General features: G+C 71.6%; 13 protein-coding genes. 1 reads left to right on the top strand and 12 read right to left on the bottom strand.

Going from position 1 to position 16656, the window contains the following annotated elements; genetic code table 11:
* The 8 genes from ftsZ to FV229_RS18470 all read right to left on the bottom strand — a co-directional run.
* The coding region (ftsZ, locus tag FV229_RS18505; RefSeq protein WP_147753369.1) for a cell division protein FtsZ at nt 1–1247 on the bottom strand (1247 nt) is incomplete at its 3' end.
* 103 nt (nt 1248–1350) lie between these two features.
* A complete protein-coding gene (ftsA, locus tag FV229_RS18500) occupies nt 1351–2673 on the bottom strand; it encodes a cell division protein FtsA (RefSeq protein WP_147753368.1) in 1323 nt (440 codons plus the stop codon).
* A 70-nt stretch (nt 2674–2743) separates the two neighbouring features.
* Complete coding sequence (locus tag FV229_RS18495; RefSeq protein WP_147753367.1) at nt 2744–3730, bottom strand: cell division protein FtsQ/DivIB; 987 nt, start codon at nt 3728–3730, stop codon at nt 2744–2746.
* Nucleotides 3697–4620, bottom strand: a complete 924-nt coding sequence (locus FV229_RS18490) for a D-alanine--D-alanine ligase (RefSeq protein WP_147753366.1) — start codon at nt 4618–4620, stop codon at nt 3697–3699. The genes FV229_RS18495 and FV229_RS18490 overlap by 34 nt, the downstream gene beginning before the upstream one ends.
* 41 nt (nt 4621–4661) lie before the next feature.
* Nucleotides 4662–5612: a UDP-N-acetylmuramate dehydrogenase gene (murB, locus tag FV229_RS18485; RefSeq protein ID WP_238270188.1), complete on the bottom strand. Its 951-nt coding sequence runs from the start codon at nt 5610–5612 to the stop codon at nt 4662–4664.
* Nucleotides 5609–7015, bottom strand: a complete 1407-nt coding sequence (gene murC / locus FV229_RS18480) for a UDP-N-acetylmuramate--L-alanine ligase (protein ID WP_147753365.1) — start codon at nt 7013–7015, stop codon at nt 5609–5611. Before murC ends, murB begins: the two co-directional genes overlap by 4 nt.
* Nucleotides 7016–7084: 69 nt before the next feature.
* Nucleotides 7085–8194: an undecaprenyldiphospho-muramoylpentapeptide beta-N-acetylglucosaminyltransferase gene (gene murG / locus FV229_RS18475; protein WP_147753364.1), complete on the bottom strand. Its 1110-nt coding sequence runs from the start codon at nt 8192–8194 to the stop codon at nt 7085–7087.
* On the bottom strand, nt 8191–9357 hold the full coding sequence (locus FV229_RS18470) for a putative peptidoglycan glycosyltransferase FtsW (RefSeq protein ID WP_147753363.1): 1167 nt from the start codon (nt 9355–9357) through the stop codon (nt 8191–8193). The genes murG and FV229_RS18470 overlap by 4 nt, the downstream gene beginning before the upstream one ends.
* A gap of 217 nt (nt 9358–9574) precedes the next feature.
* Here FV229_RS18470 and FV229_RS18465 point away from each other — a divergent pair, with 217 nt between their 5' ends.
* Nucleotides 9575–11050, top strand: coding sequence for a PAS domain-containing methyl-accepting chemotaxis protein (locus FV229_RS18465; protein WP_147753362.1), 1476 nt, complete (start codon nt 9575–9577; stop codon nt 11048–11050).
* 53 nt (nt 11051–11103) lie between these two features.
* Here FV229_RS18465 and murD read toward each other — a convergent pair whose 3' ends face one another.
* From murD to FV229_RS18440, 4 genes are all read right to left on the bottom strand, one after another.
* Complete coding sequence (murD, locus tag FV229_RS18460) at nt 11104–12480, bottom strand: UDP-N-acetylmuramoyl-L-alanine--D-glutamate ligase (protein ID WP_147753361.1); 1377 nt, start codon at nt 12478–12480, stop codon at nt 11104–11106.
* A gap of 204 nt (nt 12481–12684) precedes the next feature.
* On the bottom strand, nt 12685–13770 hold the full coding sequence (gene mraY, locus FV229_RS18450) for a phospho-N-acetylmuramoyl-pentapeptide-transferase (RefSeq protein WP_147753360.1): 1086 nt from the start codon (nt 13768–13770) through the stop codon (nt 12685–12687).
* 88 nt (nt 13771–13858) lie between these two features.
* Entirely contained in the window at nt 13859–15325 is a 1467-nt protein-coding gene (locus FV229_RS18445) for a UDP-N-acetylmuramoylalanyl-D-glutamyl-2,6-diaminopimelate--D-alanyl-D-alanine ligase (protein ID WP_147753359.1), read from the bottom strand.
* Nucleotides 15326–15422: 97 nt separating this feature from the next.
* Nucleotides 15423–16656, bottom strand: a 1234-nt coding sequence (locus FV229_RS18440; protein WP_147753358.1) for a UDP-N-acetylmuramoyl-L-alanyl-D-glutamate--2,6-diaminopimelate ligase, incomplete at its 5' end; no start/stop codon positions are given.

Raw genomic sequence — 16656 nt, 5'->3', positions numbered from 1 at the left:
GCGCGGGGCTGGGCCTGGGTCAGCATGATGTCGTCGCGCATCACGGGCGCCGGCTCCATCCGCATCTCGGGCTGATGCACCGGCTCGGGCGCCGCCTGGCGCACGGGCTGGACGGGGGCCGCCTGAACCTGGGTCACGGCCGGCTCGGCCGCGGCGCGAAAGCTCGGGGCGTTCTGCGCGGCGCGCGAGCGGGCCTCGGAGCGCAGGCGCTCGGCGACCTCGGCGATGCGCTGCTCGGTCTCGGCGATCTCCTTGTTGTTCGGGGAGTTGGCCGAGATCAGCGCCGGCTCGATGCCGGTGGCGACCACCGAGACGCGGATGATGCCGTCGAGGCTCTCGTCGAAGGTGGCGCCGAGGATGATGTTGGCTTCCTGGTCGACCTCCTCGCGGATGCGGGTGGCGGCTTCGTCCAGCTCGTACAGGGTCAGGTCGGCGCCGCCGGTGATCGAGATCAGCAGGCCGCGGGCGCCCTTCATCGAGACGTCGTCGAGGAGCGGGTTGGCGATGGCGGCCTCGGCCGCGCGGCTGGCGCGCTTCTCGCCGCTCGCTTCGCCGGTGCCCATCATCGCCTTGCCCATGCCGCGCATGATCGCGCGCACGTCGGCGAAGTCGAGGTTGATCAGGCCTTCCTTGACCATCAGGTCGGTGATGCAGGCAACGCCCGAGTAGAGCACCTGGTCGGCCATCGCGAAGGCGTCGGCGAAGGTGGTCTTCTCGTTGGCGACCCGGAACAGGTTCTGGTTCGGGATCACGATCAGGGTGTCGACGGCGGCCTGGAGCTCCTGGATGCCGGCTTCAGCGGTGCGCATGCGGCGCAGGCCCTCGAACTGGAACGGCTTCGTCACGACGCCGACGGTGAGGATGCCCATGTCGCGCGCCGCCCGGGCGATGACGGGGGCGGCACCCGTGCCGGTGCCGCCGCCCATGCCGGCGGTGATGAAGCACATGTGCGCGCCCGAGAGCTGGTCGCGGATCTCGTCGATCACCTCGTCGGCGGCGGCCGAGCCGACCTCCGGGTGCGAGCCGGCGCCGAGCCCTTGCGTCACGCCGAGGCCCATCTGGATCACGCGCTCGGCCTTCGAGGAGGTCAGCGCCTGGGCGTCGGTGTTGGCGACGACGAACTCGCAGCCCAGCAGGCCCGACTCGATCATGTTGTTGACGGCGTTGCCGCCGGCGCCGCCGACACCGAACACGGTGATGCGGGGCTTGAGTTCGCGGATGTCAGGCGCCTGGAGAGAGATGGCCATGGTGTCGAGCCCTTCGTGACCTTTAACGCGTTGTCCGGAGCGCCTCCGTCGAGGAGACGCCGATTCGTCGAGGCCGGGCGCGAGAGGGCGCCCGGGAAAACGCCTAGAAACCCTGCTTCAGCCACTCGTAGACGCGGCCGATGTACCCGTCGGTCCCCGTGCCGGCGAAGGCGCGCTGGCCCCGCGGCTCGAAGTGCTCGGCATGCGCCACCTGCGGGTAGACCAGCAGGCCGACCGCGGCCGAGAAGGCCGGACCCTTGGCCGCCTCGGGCAGGCCGCGGATGCCGAGCGGACGCCCGATCCGGACCTGGCCCTGCATCACCCGGCGGGTGACCTCGGGCAGGCCGACGAGCTGGCTCGCGCCGCCTGTCAGCACCACCCGGCGCCCCGCCTGGGCGGCGAAGCCCGCGGCGCGCAGGCGGTCGCGGACGAGTTCGACCACCTCCTCGACCCGCGGCTTGATGATCCGCACCAGCTGCGAGCGCGGAACGTGGTTCGGGGTCTCGCCCTCGTCCTCGCCGACGCCGTGGACCGCGATCATGTCGCGCTCGTCCGAGGGGGTGGCGATGGCCGAGCCGTAGAGCGTCTTCAGCCGCTCGGCCGCAGCGACCCGAGTGGAGAGCCCGCGGGCGATGTCCATGGTGACGTGATGGCCGCCGACGGCGATCGCGTCGGTGTGGACGAGGTGCCCGCCGGAGAACACGCCGAAGCTCGTGGTGCCGCCGCCCATGTCGACGACGCAGACGCCCATCTCGGCCTCGTCGTCGACGAGCGCCGAGAGGCCGGCGGCGTAGGGGGTGGCGATCACCGCCTCGACGCCGAGATGGCAATGCTCGATCGCCAGCATGACGTTGCGGGCGGCGGCGGCCTCCGCGGTGACCACGTGGAGGTCGACCCCGAGGGCCTCGCCGATCATGCCCGAGGGGTCGATCACCGCGCCCTGGCCGTCCAGCGCGTAGCCGGTCGGCAGCGCGTGGAGCACGGCGCGGCCGGGGCTGACGCCGTGGGCGCTCGCGGCCTCGAGGACGCGCTCCACGTCGGCGCCGGTGACCGTGCCGGTGCGGACGTTGACCCGCGCCTGGAAGTGCTGCGAGGCGAGGCGCCCGCCGCTCATGTTGACGATGACCGACTGGACCTCGACCTTGGCCATCCGCTCGGCGGCGTGCACCGCCTGCCGGATCGCGCCCTCGGCGGCTTCGAGGTCGACGATCGCGCCGCCCTTCAGCCCGTGCGAGCGCTGGTGGCCGATGCCGATGATGCGGGCGAGGTGCGTGCGGCCCTTCAGCGTCGAAAGGGCCTCGGCCGGCTGCAGCTCGGCGATGAGGCAGACCACCTTGCTCGTGCCGATGTCGAGCACCGACAGCGTGGTGCTGCGACGCGCCGAGAGCGGTTTCAAGCGGGGCGTGAGGCCGTGTTGGGAATGCATCAGCGCTGACCGGCGAAAGACGGGGAACGGGCGGGGCGGCGGGTGGTCGAAAGGAGCGCCTGGGCTGGGCTCACGTCGCCGTCCCCTTCTTCGTCTTCTTCGAGGCCTCGGCCCGGGCGGCCGCGGCCTCCTCGGTGAGGCGGACCACGACCCGGTCGGGCATCCGCAGGTCGACGGCGATGATGTCCTTCTCCAGCAGGCGGTTGGCGCGCTCGAGCTCGACGAGGCGCGCCAGCGCGGCGCCGGGCTCGACCTCCGGCAGGCGGATGTCGACGCCGTCGAGCTTCAGCGTCCAGCGCCGGCCCGAGACGTAGGTGCCGGCGCGGATGCGGTCGGCCAGCGGGCCGGCCGCGGCGACCAGGGCGAGATACTCGCCGAGCTTGGTGTTGGCGTCGTCGCCGACGACGAGCGGCAACGTCGCATAGCGGTCGTCGCGCATCGTATCGATGATCGTGCCGTCGGCGGCGATGACGCTGATCTCGCCGTTCATCTGCCAAAGGGCGGCCGGCTCGCGCTCGACCTGGTTGATGACGATCTCGCGGGGATAGATCTTGCGCACCGAGACGGAGGCGATCAACGGCACCCGCAGCAGGCGGGCGCGCACCTCGGCGACGTCAAGGAAGGGAACGGACGCGCGCCAGTCGATGCCGGCGGCGGCGAGCACCTCGCGCTCGTACATCCGGGAGATGCCCGAGATGGTGACGCGCTCGACGCCGAAGCCGGCGATGCGCGCGAGGATGTCGAAGGGGCGGCCGTTCTCGGCGACGAAGGCGTCGTAGCGGCCGCTGGCGACGAAGCCGGCGAGCGCCAGCGCGCCGAAGGCCGTGCTGAGGCCGAGGGCGCCGACGCCGCGCGGCAGGCGCTCGGCCATCGACGGTCCGGGCCGACCGCGGCGCAGGGAATCGGACCGGCGCAGGAAGCGCGGAAGCCGGGAGAGGACGCTACCGGCCAGGCCCTGCCCGGCCAAGCCCTGCCCAGCGAAGCGCGCGGCAGGACCGGTCGCGCCGGGAAACCCAGCGGGGCTCAGCGGCCCAGAGACGCGTCCTCCACCATCCATCGTACGAACTCACCGAAACGATACCCAGCATGGGCGGCCATGTCCGGCACAAGGCTGGTCTGGGTCATGCCGGGTTGCGTGTTGACCTCCAGGACGACGAGGGCACCGGTGCCACCCGGTGTGTCGTCGTAGCGAAGGTCGGCACGGCTGACGCCCCGGCAGCCCAGTGCTTGATGCGCCGTTAACGACAACTCTTGGACACGCTGGTAAACATTTGGTTTAAGTTCGGCCGGCAGGACGTGGATCGAGCCCCCCGGCGCGTACTTGGCGTCGTAGTCGTACCACCCCCCCGACGCGGCCTTGATCTCGATGACGCCGAGCGCCCGGTCGCCCATCACCGCGCAGGTGAGCTCGCGGCCCGCAACGTAAGTCTCCACAAGGACGTCCTCCCCGAAGACCCACTCCTCGGAGGTCAGGATCTGGGGCGGATGCGAGCGCCCGTCGCGCACGATGATGACGCCCATCGACGAGCCTTCGGAGACCGGTTTGACGACGTAGGGCGGCGCGATCGGGTGTGACTTCGCGGCATCATGCCGGTTAACGACCCGGCCCTCCGGAACGCTGACGCCGGCCGCCCGCATCACGACCTTCGCCCGCTCCTTGTGCATGGCGAGCGCCGAAGCCAGCACGCCGGAATGCGTGTAGGGAATGCGCAGGATCTCAAGCAGCCCCTGGATCGTGCCGTCCTCGCCCGCCGGCCCGTGCAGCGCGTTGAAGGCGGCGTCCGGCCGAAGCTCCGACAGCACGGCGGCGACGTCGGCCCCGACGTCGACGCGGGTGACGCGGTAGCCCTCGCCCTCCAGCGCGTCGGCGCAGGCGGTGCCGGAGTTCAGCGAGACCTCGCGCTCGGACGAGGTGCCCCCCATCAGGACGGCGACGTGCTTGGACATGGGCGGCTCCGTGGCGCGTATCGAAGGAAGACGAACGGATCTCAGGTGAAGGTCGGCGTCGAGCCGTCGGCGGAGACGCCGATCCGCTTGATCTCCCAGTGCAGCGCGACCCCGCTGGTCTCGTGCACCCGCCGCCGCACCTCTTCGCCGAGCCCCTCGATGTCGGCCGCCGTGGCGCCGTCGCGGTTGATCAGGAAGTTGCAGTGCATCTCGCTGACCTGGGCGCCGCCCCGCGTCAGCCCGCGGCAGCCGGCGGCGTCGACGAGCTGCCACGCCTTGCCGCCCGGCGGGTTCTTGAAGGTCGAGCCGCCGGTGCGCTCGCGGATCGGCTGGGCCGCCTCGCGGGCCTCGGTCACCCGCGCCATCTCCGCCTCGATCGCAGCGCGGTCGCCGGGGCGGCCGCGGAACAGCGCGCTCGTGAAGATCACGTCCTCGGGCGCCGCCGAATGACGGTAGGTGAAGCCCATCGCCTCGTGGGTGAAGCGGCGAAGCGCGCCGCGCCTGTCGACGCCGCGGGCCTCGACGAGCACGTCGGTGGTCTCGCCGCCATGGGCGCCGGCGTTCATGCGCAGCGCCCCGCCGACCGAGCCCGGGATGCCGCGGAAGAAGGCGAGCCCGTCGAGCGAGGCTTCGGCCGCGGCCTTCGCCAGCCGCATGTCGGGCACGGCGGTGCCGGCGCGCAAGGTGTCGCCGTCGATCTCCACCGCCCCGAAGGCCTTGCCGCCGAGCCGGATCGTGACCCCGGGGATGCCGCCGTCGCGCACGATCAGGTTCGAGCCGAGCCCGATCACCGTCACCGGGATCTCGGGGTCGAGCCCGGCCAGGAGGTGAGCCAGGTCCTCCTCGTCGGCGGGCGTGAACAGCGCCTGCGCCGGCCCGCCGACGCGGAACCACGTCAGGTCGGCCAGCGACGGGTTCGCCAGCAGCCGACCGCGCAGGTTCGGCGCGCCGGCGCGGATCGCGGGCGTGATGTCGGGGAAGGCGACAGTCACGGCTTCAGCGCCGCCAGCTCCGCCGGCAGGGCGTAGGCCCATTGCGTGATGTTGCCGGCGCCGAGGCAGACGACGTAGTCGCCGGGCATCGCGTGCGCGGCGACCATGCCGGCGAGGTCTTCCGGACGCTCCAGCGCCTGCGCGTCGCGGTGGCCGCGGGAGCGCAGGCCGGCGACGAGGCCGTCGCGGTCGATGCCCTCGATCGGCGTCTCGCCTGCGGCGTAGACCGGGGCGACGATGACCGTGTCGGCGTCGTTGAAGCAGGTGCAGAAGTCGTCGAACAGCGAGGCGAGGCGCGAGTAGCGGTGCGGCTGCACGATCGCGATCACCTTGGCCTCGGTGGAGGCGCGGGCGGCCTTGAGCACCGCCTTGATCTCCACCGGATGGTGCCCGTAATCGTCGAAGATCTGCGCGCCGTTCCACTCGCCGGTGCGGGTGAAGCGGCGCTTGACGCCGCCGAAGCCCGCGAGCGCCTTGCGGATCGCCTCCGGGGACACGCCCAGCTCGTGGGCGACGGCCAGCGCCGCGGTGGCGTTGAGCGCGTTGTGCTTGCCCGGCATCGGCAGGACGAGGTCTTCCATCTCCATGCGGAAGCCGGGGCGGCGGTCGCGGATCATCACGCGGAAGCGGCTCTGGCCGCCGCGGAGGTCCACGTCGATCAGGCGCACGTCGGCCTGCGGGTTCTCGCCGTAGGTGATGATGCGCCGGTCCTCGATGTGGCCGACCATGTCCTGGACCACGGGATGGTCGATGCACATCACCGCGAAGCCGTAGAACGGGATGTTGTCGATGAAGCGCCGGAAGGCGTCCTTCACCGCGTCGAACGAGCCGAAATGGTCGAGGTGCTCGGGGTCGATGTTGGTGACGATGGCGACGTCCGCCGGCAGCTTGAGGAAGGTGCCGTCGGATTCGTCGGCCTCCACCACCATCCACTCCCCCTCGCCCATGCGGGCGTTGGTGCCGTAGGCGTTGATGATGCCGCCGTTGATGACCGTCGGGTCCATGGCGCCGGCGTCGAGCAGCGTCGCGACGAGGGAGGTCGTCGTGGTCTTGCCGTGGGTGCCGGCGATGGCGACGCAGGACTTGAAGCGCATCAGCTCGGCCAGCATCTCGGCGCGGCGCACCACCGGGAGCCGGGCCTCGCGGGCGGCCATCAGCTCGGGGTTGTCGCGCTGGATCGCGGTGGAGACGACGACGAGGCCGGCATTCTCGACGTTGCCGGCGGCGTGGCCGACGAAGGTCTTCATGCCCTTGTCGGCAAGCCGCCGCACGTTGGCGTTGTCGGAGGCGTCGGAGCCCTGAACCGTGTAGCCGAGGTTGTGCATCACCTCGGCGATGCCGGACATGCCGATGCCGCCGATGCCGATGAAGTGGATGGGACCGAGCTTGTCGGGCAGCTTCATGGCAAGAACCGTTTCATAGGAAGAACCGTTCGATGGCGGGACTGCGCCGAGGCGTGCGTCCCGGAAGACTCAGGTGCGGGCGGCCGTGTCGACGACCACCGTGGCGAGCCGCTCGGCGGCGTCGTGGATGCCGGCGCTTTTCGCCGCGTCGGCCGCCGCGGTCAATTTTTGAGGATTCTCGAACGCGTCGACGAGTTCCGCGGTGAGGCGGTCCGGCGTGAACGCGGTCTGGGCCATCGCCAGCGCCGCGCCGATCTTGGCGAGCGTCGCCGCGTTGGCCGCCTGGTCCTGGTCGAGGGCTCCGGGCAGCGGCACGAGGATCGACGGGCGGCCGATGGCGGCGAGCTCCGAGACCGTCGAGGCGCCCGAGCGCGCGACCACGAGGTGGCTCGCCGCCATCCGCCCCGGCAGGTCCTTGAAGAACGGCGCCGCCTCGAGGCCGGCGAGCCCCATGGCGAGGTAGTCGTTCTGCACCGCGGTCAGGTCCTCGGGGCGGACCTGCTGCACGAGGTGGAGGCGGGCGCGTAAGGCAGCCGGCAGCTGCGCCAGGGCCTTCGGCACGACCTCGCCCATCACCCGCGCGCCCTGGCTTCCGCCGAAGACGAGGAGATGCAGGACGTCCGTCGGCCCGAGCGGCGGGTAGGCGACCTTGGCAGCCTCGATCACCGCCGGGCGCAGCGGGTTGCCGGTGTGGATGCGCGGCGCGCGCGCCTTGTCGGGGACGCCGCGGACCTCCTTGAAGCCGGTGGCGATGGTGCGGGCGCCGCGCGCCAGGAAGGCGTTGGCCCGGCCCATCACCGCGTTCTGCTCGTGGATGATGGTCGGCACCCGCAGGATCTGCCCGGCGAGCATCGGCGGCACGGTCGGGTAGCCGCCGAAGCCGACGATCGCCGCCGGGTTGATGCGCTTGACCGCCTTGGCGGCCTCCGCGAAGCCGCGGCCCAGCGTCAGCACCGCGCCGGCCCGGCGCAGCATCGAGCGGCCCGACGGCGTCGCCGAGGTGATCGTGACGACCTCGGAGGCCGGGAAGCCGCCCGCGATGGAATCGACCCGCGCGTCGGTGGCGAGCACCACGCGGATGCCGCGGGCGCGGAGCGCGTGGGCGAGGCTCTCGGCCGGGAACAGGTGGCCGCCGGTGCCGCCGGCGCAGAGCAGGATGGTCGGCGTGAACACCGTCACCGCATCACCCCGGCGACGGTGGCCGGCGCGGTGCCGGGAGGCTTCTGGCTCAGCATCGTGGTGCGCGGGCGCTTGCGGGTGAGGGCCACGAGGAAGCCCATGCCCAGCGCCAGCGAGATCAGCGACGAGCCGCCGTAGGAGACGAACGGCAGCGTCATGCCCTTGGCCGGCATGAGCTGGGTGTTCACCGCCATGTTGATGCAGGCCTGGAGGCCGAAGAGGGTGATCAGACCGGTGATGGCGAGCCTCGAGAAGGTGTCGTCGGTGCGGCGCGCGAGCTTGAGCCCTCGCAGCACGATGTAGGCGAACAAAGCGACGAGGCAGAGGCAGACCAGGACGCCGAATTCCTCGCCGGTCACCGAGAAGATGAAGTCGGTATGCGCGTCGGGCAGGTGGCGCTTGGCGATCCCCTCTCCCGGGCCGGTGCCGAACCACCCGCCGGAGCGGAACGATTCCTGCGACCAGAAGGTCTGGAAGCTGTCGCCAGAATCCTTGTCGAGGAAGCGGTTGAAGCGCTCGCGCACGTGGTGGAAGAACGTGTAGGCGGCAAACACCCCGGTCAGGCCGAGGACGCCGAGCACCGCCACCCAGATCAGGTGCAGGCCGGCCACGAAGAACAGGGCGCACCACACCAGCGTGATCAGCATCGTCTGCCCGAAATCGGGCTGCAGCAGCAGCGGCACGATGGTGATCGGCAGGAGCAGGATCGCGAGGAAGCCGCCCGGCATGTCGCGGCGCTGCGCGCCTTCCGAGAACGCCCAGGCGGCGACGATGACGAAGGCGGGCTTCACGAACTCCGAGGGCTGCAGGCCGAACGAGCCGAACTGGATCCAGCGGTGGGCACCCTTGATCTCCGGGCCGAACTTGCCGGCGAGCAGGCACAGGGCGACGCCGACGAGCCAGGTGCCGAGCGCGAGCCGGCGGATGCCGCGCAGGCTCAGGAACGACACGGCGCAGATCAACCCGATCGTCGGGGCGAGGTACATCGCCTGGCGGTTGAGGAAGTAGAAGGTCGGCAGGCCGATGCGCTCGGCCACCGGCGGGCCGCCGCCCATCAGGAAGACCAGGCCGGCGACCATCAGGGCGGCCAAGGCCGCGAGCAGGCCACGGTCGACCGTCCACCACCAGTCGGTCAGGGGCGTGCGTTCCGCGCGGGACATCATGGGCGTGCGACGACCTTCGAGCGGTCGCGCAGGAGCACGCGACGGTCGGGAGCGATCCTGTCCGCGAATGGTAAAGGCATCCTTGCCAAACCCGCCAGGCGGCCCGGCCCGCCAGCCGATCCGTAGTGAATACGAAATATTAACGGCGAAATTGCAATCTTGAATTGCACTCACGACAGCGCCTCCTTCCGAGTCGCCACGCCGGGACGATCCGCCCATGTTCGCCGCACGCAAGACCGTCGAAGCCGCCGCCAAGCTCGCCGCCCTCGACCGCGTCCAGGGGGTGATCGAGTTCGACCTGTCGGGCCGAATCCTCGACGCCAACGCGAACTTCCTCGCGGCCGTCGGCTACACGCTTCCCGAACTCGTCGGGCAGCCGCATGCGATGCTGGTCGACCCGCAGTACCGGGACTCGGCGGAGTACAAGGCGTTCTGGGATCGACTGCGCACCGGCGCGTTCAGCGCAGGCCAGTTCCGGCGGACGGCGAAGGGCGGCCGCGACCTCTGGATCGAGGCCTCCTACAACCCGATGATCGGGCGGGACGGCAAGCCCTACAAGGTTGTGAAGTTCGCCACCGACATCACGCGCCAGAAGGCCGAGGATGCCGACCGGGCGGGCCAGATCGCGGCGATCGACAAGGCGCAAGGGGTGATCGCCTTCGATCTCGACGGCACCATCCTCGATGCCAACGCGAACTTCCTCGCAGTGGTGGGCTACGACCTGTCGGAGGTTCGCGGGCGCCCGCACAGCATGTTCGTCGAGCCGGCTTACCGGCAGAGCGCCGAGTACGCGGCGTTCTGGGCGGCGTTGAAGCGTGGGGAGTACCAGGCGGCGCAGTACAAGCGCATCGCGAAGGGCGGGCGCGAGGTCTGGATCCAGGCGACCTACAATCCGATCTTCGACGCCGCGAACCGCCCCTACAAGGTCGTGAAGTTCGCCACCGACGTCACCGACCAGGTCATGCTGCTGGCCAACCTTCGCCGGCTGATCGAGCGCAACTTCACCGAGATCGACCAGGCGATCGGCCGCTCGGCGGACGGGTCCGGCGCGGCCTTCGCCGCCGCGGAGACGACCTCGAGCAACGTGGCGATGATGGCGGCGGCGTCTGAGGAGTTGGCCGCCTCCGTCGCCGAGATCTCCCAGAGCATGGGACATTCGCGCAGCGCGACCGACGCCGCCTTCGAGCGGGTCCAGGCGGCCGGCGGGTTCACCCAGCGCCTCACGGAGGCTGCCGGGTCGATGACCGGCATCGTCGGCCTGATCCAGTCGATCGCCGCGCAGATCAACCTGCTCGCGCTCAACGCCACCATCGAGGCGGCGCGCGCCGGAGAAGCCGGACGCGGCTTCGCGGTCGTCGCGAACGAGGTCAAGAACCTCGCCAACCAGGCCGCCCGCGCGACGGAGCAGATCGGTGCCGAGATCAACGGCCTGCAGGGCCTGTCGAGCGAGGTGGTCGGCGCGCTGGATTCGATCAGCGGCTCGGTCGACATCATGCGCGAGAACGTCGTGGCGACGGCGAGCGCGGTCGAGGAGCAGAGCATCGTCACGCGCGACCTGTCGCAGAACATGCAGGCCGCGGCCCAGGCCGTGGCGGCGATCACCGCCAACATCAGCACGATCTCGGCGTCGGTGACGGAGGTCTCCGTGGCGGTCACGACGACGCGCGAGGCGGCCAGCGTGCTGGCCCGGTAGGGCCACGTCCGGCACGAGGCGCGCAGCGAGCTGGCGCGCCTCGAAGCGGCGGCTCAGGGCAGCGCGCGCACGAGCTCTCGGAACACGTCGCCGCGCTGCTCGAAGCTGCGGAACTGGTCGTAGGAGGCGCAGGCCGGCGAGAGCAGCACCACCGGCTCGGGCGCACCCGACGCCGCCGCGCCCTCGGCTGCCGCCTTCACGGCGACGTCCAGGGTCTCGCAGCGGGTGTAGGGCACGGCGCCCTCCAGGGTGGCGGCGAAGGCGTCGGAGGCCGCGCCGATCAGGTAGGCGTGGGCGATGCGCTCGAAATACGGGACGAGCGGGAAGATCCCGCCGTCCTTCGCCTTGCCGCCGAGGATCCAGTGGATGTCGCGGAAGGCGGTCAGCGCCTTCTCGGTCGAGTCGGCGTTGGTCGCCTTCGAATCGTTGACGAACAGCACCGGCCCGCGGACCCGAACCTCCTCCATCCGGTGCGGCAGGCCGGGAAAGCTCGCGAGCCCGGCCTGGATCGCGTCGGCCGCAAGCCCGAGGGTGCGGGCGACCGCCACGGCCACGGCCGCGTTCTGCCAGTTGTGCGCGCCGCGCAGCGACCGGATCGCCGACACGTCGGCGAGCGGCGCGCCGTCGCGGTCCGAGACGATCCCGTCGCGCACGGTGACGGCGTCGGCGGTGAGCGCGGCGTCGCGCGGCACGTGGATGCGGGTCGACCGGTCGGCGCCGCCTTCGGCGAACCGGTCGGCGATGGCGCGGCTCGGCCCGTCGTCGATCCCGACGACGGCCTGGTCCGAGCCCTGGATCAGCCGCTCCTTGATCGCGGCGTATTGCGCGAAGGTGCCGTGGCGGTCGAGGTGGTCGGGCGTGATGTTGAGGAGCACGCCGACGCTCGGATCGAGCGAGGGCGTCAGGTCGATCTGGAACGAGGACAGCTCGACCACGTGGATGCGATTCGCTGCCGGCGGCTCGAGCGAGAGGATCGCGGTGCCGATGTTGCCGCCCATCTGCACGTCGCGGCCGGCAGTGCGCAGGATGTGGGCGATCAGCGCCGTGGTGGTCGACTTGCCGTTGGTGCCGGTGATCGCGACGAACGGCGCCCCCGGCGCGAGCGCGCGCCGCTCGCGGCAGAACAGCTCGATGTCGCCGACGACCTCGATGCCGGCCGCCTTGGCGAGCGCGACGGTCCAGTGCGGCGCCGGATGGGTCAGCGGCACGCCGGGCGAGAGGATGAGCGCCGAAAAGCCCGACCAGTCGGCCCCGCGCAGGTCCGCGGTCTCGATCCCCTGCCCGGCCGCCTTCGTCACGCCGTCGGCGTTGTCGTCCCAGGCGACGACCTGCGCGCCGCCGGCCTTCAGGGCGAGCGCGGTGGTGAGGCCGGAGGCGCCGAGGCCGAACAAGGCGACCGCGCGGCCGGCGAAGGTGGTGATTGGGGTCATCGGAAACTCGGAACCGGTCGGCGATCGGGGCTCGTCCCAACCCTCCCCCTCATCCTGAGGTGCCCGCGTCAGCGGGCCTCGAAGGAGCCCTCCAGACCGCACCGAAGTTTCTGGAGGGCTCCTTCGAGGCGCCCGCTTCGCGTGCGCACCTCAGGACGAGGGTCGGGGTGGGAGTGGCGTTGCGGAGCCGACTTCTACCACAGGTCACCGCAGCTTGAGCGTGGCCAGGCCGGCGAGCGCCAGGATCACGGCGATGATCCAGAAGCGGATCACGACCTGCGGCTCCTTCCAGCCCTTCTGCTCGAAGTGGTGGTGGATCGGCGCCATGCGGAAGACGCGCTTGCCCGTCAGCTTGAACGACGCGACCTGGATGATCACCGACATGATCTCGAGGACGAACAGGCCGCCGACGATCGCCAGGACGATCTCGTGCTTGGTCGCTACCGCGACGACGCCGAGCAGGCCGCCGAGCGCCAGCGACCCGGTGTCGCCCATGAAGATCTGCGCCGGCGGCGCGTTGAACCAGAGGAAGCCTAAGCCCGCCCCGATCACCGCGCCGGCCACCACCGCGAGCTCGCCGGTGTCGCGCACGTAGTTCACCTGAAGGTAGCTCGCGGTGAACGAGTTGCCGACGAGGTAGGCGATGACGCCGAAGGTGCCGCAGGCGATCATCACGGGGACGATGGCGAGCCCGTCGAGGCCGTCGGTCATGTTCACCGCGTTGCCGGCGCCGACGATGACGAAGCCGCCGAACAGCACGTAGAACCAGCCGAGGTTCAAGAGCGCGTCCTTGAACACCGGGAAGGCGAGCTGGTTCTGCAGCGTGGACGGCGAGAAGTACGAGATCGCGTAGCAGGCCGTGATCGCGATCAGGGCCTCGAGCCCGAGGCGGAGCTTGCCCGAGAAGCCCTTGTGCGACTGCTTCGTCACCTTGAGGTAGTCGTCGTAGAAGCCGATCGCGCCGAAGCCCAGCGTCACGGTGAGCGTGATCCAGACGTAGTGGTTGCGCGGGTTGGCCCAGAGCAGGATCGCGACGATGGCGCCGGCCAGGATCATCAGGCCGCCCATGGTCGGCGTGCCGCGCTTGGTCAGCAGGTGGGTCTGCGGCCCGTCCTCGCGGATCGGCTGGCCCTTGCCCTGGCGCAGGCGCAGCAGCGAGATGATCAGCGGCCCGAACCAGAACACGAACAGGCCCGCCGTGAACAGCGCGCCTCCCGTGCGGAAGGTGATGTAGCGGAAGACGTTGAAGGCCGAGAGCGTGCCGCTCAGGTCCGACAGGAGATACAGCATCCGGGGGCTCGGCGGCTTGGCTCACACGAAGAAGGGCGCCGGCGGGACGCGAACGGTCCCGGCGCCTCGGCGGACGATCAGATGCCGGTCACGGCCCGGCGGTCGGGGCCGGCGCGTCGCGGCGCGCCGGGTGGTTCGCGTAGCGGGCTTTGAGCGCCTCGACAATCCGGCCCATGCGAATACTGTTCGAGCCCTTGACCATCACGGCGTCGCCCGGCCGCAGGATCGCGGCCAGCGGCTCGACGAGGTCGGCCGAAGTCGCGGCGGCGACGCCCCGGCGCGAGACCGGGAGCGCCTCGAACAGGTGGTTCATCAGCGTGCCGGCGGTGAAGACGAGGTCGACCGCGTGGTCGGCGACCGCGCCGGCGAGGTCGCGGTGGTGGGCGTCCGAGGTCGGCCCGAGCTCCAGCATGTCGCCGAGCACGGCGATGCGGCGCCCGCGCGGCCCGGTCTCGATCGCGGCCAGCGTGGACAGCGCGGCGCGCACCGAGGCCGGGTTGGCGTTGTAGCTCTCGTCGACGAGGAAGGCCTCGCCGTCGCGGATCTGGAGGGCGGTGCGTTCGCCGCGCCCGGCCGGCGGGCGCAGCGCCGCGAGCGACAGGGCGGCGCGGGCCAGATCCGCGCCGAGGCTGTGGACCACCGCCATTACGCCGAGCGAGTTCATCGCCGTGTGCCGGCCCGGCGTGCCGAGCTGGTAGGTCACCGGCTGGCCCATCACCACGGCGTCGACCACGGAGAGATCGGGGCGCAGCACGATGCGCCTGGCGCGCACGTCGGCCTCCGCGTGCTCGCCGAAGGTGACGATGCGGCCGGCCCGCGAGGCGAGCGCGTGGGCGTGCAGGCGCGCGAAGCTCGGGTTGTCGCGGTTGATCACCGCGACGCCGCCGGGCGCGAGCCCTGAGAAGATCTCGCCCTTGGCGTCGGCGATCGCCGACACCGAGGCGAAGTGCTCGATGTGGACCGGCTCGACGGTGGTGACGAGGGCCACCTCGGGGCGGACCTGGGCCACCAGCGGCACGATCTCGCGCGGGTGGTTCATGCCGACCTCGAACACGCCGAAGCGGGTGTCGGCCGGCATCCGCGCCAGCGTCAGCGGCACGCCCCAGTGGTTGTTGTACGAGGCGACGGAGGCGTGGGTCTGCCCTTGCGCCGACAGCACGTGGCGCAGGGCCTCCTTGGTGCCGGTCTTGCCGACCGAGCCGGTCACCGCCACGACCTGGGCCGCGGTGCGGTCGCGCGCCGCCTTGCCGAGGCGCGTCATCGCGTCGAGGACCGGATCGGGCCCGTCGCCGGGCACGGCCAGGACCGGGCCGTCGAACGACGCCGCGCGGTCGGCGGCGACCACGGCCGCGCCCGCCCCCTTGTCCAGGGCGGCGCGGACGAAGTCGTGCCCGTCGCGGGCCTCGCCCCTGATCGCGAAGAACAGGTCGCCGGGCTGCAGCGTGCGGGTGTCGATCGAGGCGCCGGCGACGGCGCCGCGTGACCCGTGAAGCGTGCCCCCGGTGGCGGCCTCGAGTTCGGCCGCCGTCCAGAGCGGCTTGGCGTTCGGGCTCATGCGGCCTCCGGTCTGACGGTGCGCGGACGCGAAGCCCCCTCCCCCTCTGCGGGGAAGGGAGAGGCGCGGACTTCGTCGTGCTTCGGGGAAGACGCGTTCATCGCGAAAACTCGTCGATCGCCGCCCTCAGGACCGCGTGGTCCGAGAACGGCAGCACCCGGTCGCCCACGATCTGGCCGGTTTCGTGGCCCTTGCCGGCGACCACGAGCACGTCGCCGGGTCCGAGCCCGCGCACCGCCGTGCGGATCGCCTCGGCGCGGTCGCCGATCTCGGTGGCGCCCGGCGCCTCGGCGAGGATGGCGGCGCGGATCGCGGCGGGTTCCTCGGAGCGCGGGTTGTCGTCGGTGACGATGACCGCGTCGGCGAGGCGCGCGGCGATCGCCCCCATGATCGGGCGCTTGCCGCGGTCGCGGTCGCCGCCGCAGCCGAAGACCACGACGAGGCGCCCGGAGGCGAAGGGGCGCAGAGCGACGAGGACGCCCTCCAGCGCCTCCGGCTTGTGAGCGTAGTCGACGAGGCACAACGCGCCGTCGGCCTCGCCGACGCGCTCCATGCGGCCGGGCACGCCGACGAGGTGTTCGAGCGCCGCGAACACGCCGTCGGGGTCGGCTGCGCCGGCGGGCGTGGCGAGAACGAGGCCGGCGGCGACGAGCGCGTTCTCCACCTGGAACCCGCCGACCAGCGGCAGGCGGACCCGGCGCGGGCCGTGGCGGCCGTCGAGGTCGAGCACCTGCGCGAAGCCCTCGGTGCGGGCGTCGCGCAGGCGGATCTCGGAGCCGGCGCGGCCGGTGGTGCGGACGTCGTGGCCGGCCGCGGTCGCGACCGCGATGACACGGTCGGCGTAGGCGCCGTCGGCGTTGACGATCGCGGGCGCCCCCTCTGGCAGGAGCGTCGTGAACAGGCGCAGCTTGGCCGCGAGGTAGTCCTCGATGGTCGCGTGGTAGTCGAGGTGGTCGCGCCCGAGGTTGGTGAAGCCGGCGGCGGCGAGTTGCACGCCGTCGAGGCGGCGCTGCTCAATGCCGTGCGAGGAGGCCTCCATCGCGAGGTCCGTGATGCCGTCGTCGGCGAGCCGCGCCAGCGTCGCATGCAGCGTCACCGGGTCGGGCGTCGTCAGCGAGCCGTAGGCGGCGCCACGGTCGGTGACGATGCCGACGGTGCCGACGCTGGCGGACGCGCGCCCGATCCGCGACAGGATCTGGCGGACGAAGTCGGCGACCGAGCTCTTGCCCGCGGTGCCGGTCACCGCGACGATGGTCGCGGGCTGGCGCCCGGACAGGCGCGCGGCGGCGAGCGCCAGCGCCCGGCGTGGGTCGGCGACGGCGATCCAGGCG

Source organism: Methylobacterium sp. WL120, assembly GCF_008039465.1.
Classification (GTDB): Bacteria; Pseudomonadota; Alphaproteobacteria; order Rhizobiales; family Beijerinckiaceae; genus Methylobacterium; species Methylobacterium cerastii.
Note: the sequence above shows the minus strand (reverse complement) of the source record. Positions and strands in the feature narration are given on the sequence as shown.

Coding starts and splice junctions, on each gene's coding strand:
- ftsA (WP_147753368.1), bottom strand. CDS start 2,673: ATGCATTCCCAACACGGCCTCACGCCCCGCTTGAAACCGCTCTCGGCG.
- FV229_RS18470 (WP_147753363.1), bottom strand. CDS start 9,357: ATGATGTCCCGCGCGGAACGCACGCCCCTGACCGACTGGTGGTGGACG.
- FV229_RS18465 (WP_147753362.1), top strand. CDS start 9,575: ATGTTCGCCGCACGCAAGACCGTCGAAGCCGCCGCCAAGCTCGCCGCC.
- mraY (WP_147753360.1), bottom strand. CDS start 13,770: ATGCTGTATCTCCTGTCGGACCTGAGCGGCACGCTCTCGGCCTTCAAC.
- murD (WP_147753361.1), bottom strand. CDS start 12,480: ATGACCCCAATCACCACCTTCGCCGGCCGCGCGGTCGCCTTGTTCGGC.
- murC (WP_147753365.1), bottom strand. CDS start 7,015: ATGAAGCTGCCCGACAAGCTCGGTCCCATCCACTTCATCGGCATCGGC.
- FV229_RS18495 (WP_147753367.1), bottom strand. CDS start 3,730: ATGGATGGTGGAGGACGCGTCTCTGGGCCGCTGAGCCCCGCTGGGTTT.
- FV229_RS18490 (WP_147753366.1), bottom strand. CDS start 4,620: ATGTCCAAGCACGTCGCCGTCCTGATGGGGGGCACCTCGTCCGAGCGC.
- FV229_RS18445 (WP_147753359.1), bottom strand. CDS start 15,325: ATGAGCCCGAACGCCAAGCCGCTCTGGACGGCGGCCGAACTCGAGGCC.